We start from the raw sequence: 6,148 nt of genomic DNA on the forward strand, positions 1-6,148 counted from the left end.
TTGGTGCCACTGTCACGTTCTTCAACTCCCTGTTTGTTCATAAAATCGTTCTGCAAGCTCTTGAAGGGCTTTGGCGAGAGTGGTTATCTCTTCGCGTGTGGTTTCCCTTCCTAGAGTAATTCTCACGAGTTCATGTGCCTGATCCGCGGTACGGCCGATCGCCATAAGTGCTTTGGACGGTTCCTGCTGCCCGGCTTTACAGGCTGAACCGGTGGAAACGGCAATTTTTCTTCTGTTCAATTCCAGCATGGCGTACTGTCCTTCCATTCCTTCCAACCGGATCGGAAGAAAATGAGGCAATGTGCTCGCCGTCCTTTCCACGACCATTTGAACTAAACCGCTGGTTAGCGAAAGAAATTGTGATATCAAATCATCAATATGTGTATTCCATTCTATCATATGGTTCCATTGATTGCTTGCAGCCGCAAGAAAAGAGATAACTCCCGGCGTATTGACCGTGCCTTGCCGGAAGCCCCGTTCGTGGGTTACACCCGTTAACAGCGGTTTGATAGACAGTTGTGGGGAGATATACACTGCTCCCATTCCTTTCGGGCCGTGTATCTTATGAGCTGAAACCGTGAGTGCATCAAGATTCATTTCCTCTGCTTGGACCGGCAGTTTACCAAAGGTTTGAACACAATCGCTATGAAACATGATTCCATGTTCCTTTAGTATGTTTCCTATCATTTTCAAATTTTGAGTGATGCCAATCTCACTGTTTCCATGGGAGATCGTCGCCAAAATTGTATTGTCTTTTATGGATTGGCGAAGGGCCTCTTCGGTGATTTGACCGTATGAATCAACGGGAACTACTGTCACCTCAAAACCTTCATTCTCAAGAAAAGATAGGGTATTCATGACAGAGCTGTGTTCCATGGGGGAGGTCAGGATATGGTTTCCTTTTTCCCTGTTGCCCCGGGCCAGACTGGTCAGCGCCAAAAAGTTGCCATCAGAGCCCCCGCCCGTAAAATAGATACCGTCCTTTTGGCAGGAGAGCATCCGTGCGAGCTCAACACGGGCTAGATTGATCAAATCGGAAGCGTCCGTGCCCGGGTCATGGAGACTTGATGTATTTGCATAATACGAACCAGCGGTTTCCGCATAAACGTGTATTGCCTCAGGTGACATGGGTGTTGTTGCTGCATAGTCCAAATAAATCATATGTTATCCCGCCTCTAAAAAAACTCTTGATATCAGTGTAGTTGTATGTAAATATAAATGTCAAGACACCTGTAAAGAAAACGAACGGGGGCTTAAAACATGAACGTACAGTTTACAGACGTTCTGGTCATTGGAACCGGAATTGCCGGTTTAATGGCAGCGGAATGTTTGCGTTTGCATAAGAATGTGACAATTATCACAAAGTCTTCTTTCCGAAACAGTAATTCCTATCATGCCCAGGGCGGCATAGCTGCAGCGACACAACAAGATGACCATTGGGCGGAACATTTTCTTGATACGATAAAAGCAGGAAGCTTTCACAACGAGGAAGCGCTGACTGAAATACTGGTAAAGGAAGGGCCTGAACTTGTTTCCCAGCTTGAGCAATGGAACGTGCCGTTTGACAGAAATCCGGACGGAACAGTATCACTGGGCAGAGAAGGAGGGCACAGAAAATCAAGAATCCTTCATGCGGGTGGCGACAAAACCGGTTCGAAGATGATTAAAACGCTGTTTAGTCGCATTGCTGGTCATGTGACGATCAAAGAGAATGAAATGGTTGGCGATTTAATTGTTGAGGGTGGCTGTTGCAGGGGTGCCTGGACCAAGCTGGAAAACGGAGAAGTAACGGTGTATAGAGCAGATGCAGTTATTCTTGCTTCTGGAGGAGCAGCCGGCCTGTACAGCGTTCATTCCAATGATGAAAGCATAACTGGCGACAGCATAGCCCTTGCTTATCGTGCAGGAGCTCTGTTATCCGATCTGGAATTTCTGCAGTTTCACCCAACCATGCTCTATACTCAGGGAAAATCGTTCGGACTCGTATCCGAAGCGGTCAGAGGAGAGGGAGGAATCCTGCTCACGGATCAGGGAGAACGGGTGATGAAAGGGATTCATGAGCTTGAGGATCTTGCACCGCGTGACATTGTGGCCCGGACGATCGATCAATCGATAAACCAGGGAAGGAAGGTTTTTCTTGATGTTTCGAACGTGAATAATTTCACAAATAGGTTTCCGACCATCACAAAGCAATGTAATCGTGCCGGAATCTCCTTGAAGGACGGATGGATTCCTGTAGCGCCAGGTGCCCATTTCACAATGGGCGGAGCCGTAACCGATGAATGGGGACGAACGACAGTCCCCGGGCTGTATGCAGTGGGAGAAGCATCCCGTACAGGCGTTCATGGTGCCAACAGGCTAGCGAGCAATTCCTTGCTTGAAGGCGTTGTGTTTTCCAAACGGACGGCTTTGAACATTCTTGATGGACCTGGCGCAGCTTCAGTCTCAGCTCCCATCAGCTTTAATTTTATGCATACGAAATCTGCAGGATGGCTGCCTGAAAAAGAAGATATAAAAGAAATGATGACCAAGTACGCCGGCATTGTAAGGACTCCTGACGGTTTAAGCGAGGCAATAGCCTGGTTTGAGGAACATGAAAAAAGGACTCCGGACTTTGGATTTACCGTCCATGAGATGGAAGTGCTGAACATGCTGCAAACCGCGCAGCTTATCGTCACTTCTGCTTTTATAAGGAAAGAAAGCCGGGGAGGACATTATCGTACCGACTTCCCCGTCAGCAATGACCGGGAATGGCTGAAAAAACAAATTTACAGAAGGAAGGATTATCATGAACAAGCTGAAGCTAAAAAAACAGCTGCAGGAATTTTTGCTTGAGGACCTTGGAGAAGGGGATGTAACGAGTGGGCTTTTGTTCCCTGAAGAAGAAATGACCGAAGCCAGGCTGGTTGCAAAAAAACCAGGTGTTTTTTCGGGAATGGATGTTGTAATCGAAGGTTATCGCCTGTTAAGTGAAAACTGTACTGTACTCCCAAAAGTCAAGGACGGAGATGTGATATCAGCCGGTCAAGTTTTGGTGGAAGTGAAGGGACCGGCCGCAGCGGTGTACAGTGGGGAACGGGTTATTCTAAACCTTGTGCAGCGGATGTCGGGAATATCCACGTTAACTCATAAGGCGGTAACCGCTTTGGACAGTTCGACTACTAAAATTTGTGATACACGCAAAACCACGCCAGGTTTAAGGATGTTTGAGAAATATGCTGTACAGTGCGGGGGCGGATACAACCACAGGTTTGGGCTGTATGATGGTGTAATGATCAAAGATAATCATATCGAACGTGCAGGAGGAATTACTCAAGCAGTAAAAAAAGTTAAGAAACACCTCGGCCATATGGTGAAGATCGAAGTGGAGACGGAAACACTTGAACAGGTCAAAGAAGCGGTATGTGCAAAAGCGGATGTCATTATGTTCGATAACCGGACACCAGAAGAAATTGAGCGCTGGAAGGCCTTTATTCCGGACCATATCATTACAGAAGCTTCAGGTGGAATTTCACTGGAGGACCTCAGCTCCTACGGAAAAACAGGAGTGGATTTTATTTCTCTTGGGATGCTGACCCATTCAGCAATATCCCTTGATATTAGTTTAAACATCACAGGAGGGGTTAAGGATGAGCTTACTGGAAGCCTTCAAGCAGAAATCCAGCATTCCTGATCATTATTTTTCAATGACTGAAGAGGAAATGGCCGGAAGGGTACATGCAGTAAAAAAACAACTTGGCAATAGGCTGTTCATTCCTGGACACCATTATCAAAAGGACGAGGTCATACAGTTCGCGGACACAACCGGAGATTCGCTTCAGCTCGCCCAGCAATCCGCTCTGAACCGTGAAGCGGAATACATCGTATTTTGCGGGGTTCATTTTATGGCGGAAACAGCTGATATGCTGACAGAATCCCACCAAAAGGTGATCTTGCCCGACATGAGAGCCGGCTGTTCCATGGCGGACATGGCTGATATTCATCAGACGAAAACCGCGTGGGACCGCCTGCAGCATGTATTCGGAGATACCATTTTACCGCTTACCTATGTGAATTCCACTGCTGCCATCAAGGCGTTTTGCGGAAAGAATGGAGGCGCTACAGTTACCTCATCCAATGCGGAGAAAATGCTGGAATGGGCGTTTACGCAAAAGGAGCGCATCCTCTTTTTGCCTGACCAGCATTTGGGACGAAACACGGCCTATACGCTGGGTATCCCTTTAAGTCGGATGGCGGTTTGGGATCCGCAGAAGCAGCAGTTGGAATACGAGGGAGAATTGGATGATGTAAAGGTGATTTTGTGGAAAGGCCACTGCTCGGTACATGAAAAGTTTACGGTCGAAAATATTCAATTCCTCAGGCAGACCAATCCAGAGATGAACATCATCGTTCACCCGGAATGCACCCATGAAGTGGTACAGCTGTCGGACATGGCCGGCTCTACTCACTACATTATTCAGGCTATTCAAAAAGCACCTCCCGGCAGTTCATGGGCCATAGGAACAGAAATGAATCTGGTAAACCGTCTGAAAAACGATCATCCAGACAAAACAATCATTTCATTGAATCCAAACATGTGCCCGTGTCTGACCATGAACCGCATTGATCTCCCCCATCTTACCTATTCGCTTGAGCGGATTCTACAGGAAGAGCCGGGAAACATCATCACAGTGGATAATGAAACAACTGAATACGCTGTAAAAGCACTCCAGCGAATGCTGGTAAGAGCTTAACGCTAACCCCCTCCTGTCAAAGTCATACAGCTGATTTTCAGGGCATAAATTGGTAAAGGACCGACTACTGAAATAGGTAGTAGCACAATGCCCAGATTTTCATATACTGTAAAGAAATTTTGGCAGGAGGGAGTTTTGTTTACGTGAGAATTCATATCGTTCAAAAAGGTGATACTCTCGAAAAAATCGCCGATAAGTATAACATTCCATTAGAAGAACTACGACGGGTAAACGCCGGCACATCATATGGCGGAGTACTTGAAAGGGGATCAAAAGTTAAAATACCTTCTCCCGAAATACCGGCAGGCCGGGGAGAAAAAATGAAAATGCCGTTCAAGCTGCCATCCAAAAAAGAGATGCCCAAAAAGGAAATGCCGGTCGCCCCGGTTCAGGAAATCCCGGTTCCTGCTCCGCCACCGCCGCCGCCTAAACCAGCACCCATTCCCGCTCCTCCAAAAGCCGCTCCAATTATCCCGAAAGCAGAACCCAAATTCGTACCCAAGGCTGAACCAAAAATGGCGCCGAAAGCAGAACCGAAAATGGCACCAAAGGCAGAGCTGAAAATGCCTATGAAAGCAGGGCCGATTATGTCGTTGAAACCGGCACTCGCAAAAAAAGATATGCCTTTTAATCCATTGCTGCCAAAGAAAACGTACAAAGAATCTTCCATGAAATCTCCGAAACCGCTGGCGCCAATGAGCCATAAGGATTTTACCGCATACATGGAGTCTTCCTCTTCTGCGCATATGAAATGGGCCCACCATCAACCGATTCATCATCAGGCACCAAAGATGGATTTTGCACCGCCTGTCTATGTGTCTCCGCCAGCAGGACTTACTCATGGGAAAGACGGCTTTGGGATGGGAAAACAAATGCATCCTTTTCTGGCAGAAGAGTCTTCTTCTGCAATGAACCACATGTATTCTGGAGTCCCTCCTATGTTTGAGCAGCCGCAAGGATATACGGCGCCTGTATACGGGGGTGCAGGAGCGGGCATGCCTCCTTTTAGTGCAATGCCGGGGCAGGGACAGCAGGTGTATCCGTCCTATCATGGGGGAGGAACACTTTCCATGGGAAGTAGCCAAATGGGTTACGGCAGCATGCCACAGCACGGACAAATGGGTTCACAGCATGGAATGCCAGGTCAGCAGCATGGTGGCCAGCAGTACGGAAGCGGCCAACAAATGGGTCAGGGAATGCAAGGTCAACATTCCAGCAGCGGCCAACAAATGGACCCGGGAATGCCAGGTCAGCAGCATGGTGGCCAGCATTACGGAAGTGGCCAGCAGATGGGCCAAGGAATGATGCCAGGTCAGCAGTATGGAGGCCAGCATTACGGAAGTGGCCAACAGATGGGCCAGGGAATGATGCCAGGTCAGCAATATGGTGGCCAGCAGTACGGAAGCGGACAGCAG

The 6,148-nt window shown here is 47.9% G+C and carries 5 protein-coding genes; 4 read left to right on the forward strand and 1 reads right to left on the reverse strand.

The annotated features are described in order from the left end of the window. Window positions 1-21 precede the first annotated feature (21 nt). Window positions 22-1,161 (reverse strand): IscS subfamily cysteine desulfurase, encoded by a 1,140-nt coding sequence (locus DMO16_RS00595; protein WP_061972621.1) that lies wholly within the window; start codon window positions 1,159-1,161, stop codon window positions 22-24. A gap of 99 nt (window positions 1,162-1,260) precedes the next feature. Here DMO16_RS00595 and nadB point away from each other — a divergent pair, with 99 nt between their 5' ends. From nadB to DMO16_RS24050, 4 genes are all read left to right on the forward strand, one after another. Continuing rightward, window positions 1,261-2,835, forward strand: coding sequence for an L-aspartate oxidase (gene nadB, locus DMO16_RS00600; RefSeq protein WP_129474741.1), 1,575 nt, complete (start codon window positions 1,261-1,263; stop codon window positions 2,833-2,835). After that, window positions 2,789-3,673 (forward strand): carboxylating nicotinate-nucleotide diphosphorylase, encoded by an 885-nt coding sequence (gene nadC / locus DMO16_RS00605; protein ID WP_129474743.1) that lies wholly within the window; start codon window positions 2,789-2,791, stop codon window positions 3,671-3,673. The genes nadB and nadC overlap by 47 nt, the downstream gene beginning before the upstream one ends. Beyond that, window positions 3,630-4,733 (forward strand): quinolinate synthase NadA, encoded by a 1,104-nt coding sequence (nadA, locus tag DMO16_RS00610; protein ID WP_061972624.1) that lies wholly within the window; start codon window positions 3,630-3,632, stop codon window positions 4,731-4,733. The genes nadC and nadA overlap by 44 nt, the downstream gene beginning before the upstream one ends. 143 nt (window positions 4,734-4,876) lie before the next feature. Next, the coding region (locus DMO16_RS24050; protein WP_164988827.1) for a LysM peptidoglycan-binding domain-containing protein at window positions 4,877-6,148 on the forward strand (1,272 nt) is incomplete at its 3' end.

Origin of the sequence: Fictibacillus sp. S7, from assembly GCF_004127935.1 — a bacterium.
Lineage (GTDB): Bacteria > Bacillota > Bacilli > Bacillales > Fictibacillaceae > Fictibacillus_C > Fictibacillus_C enclensis.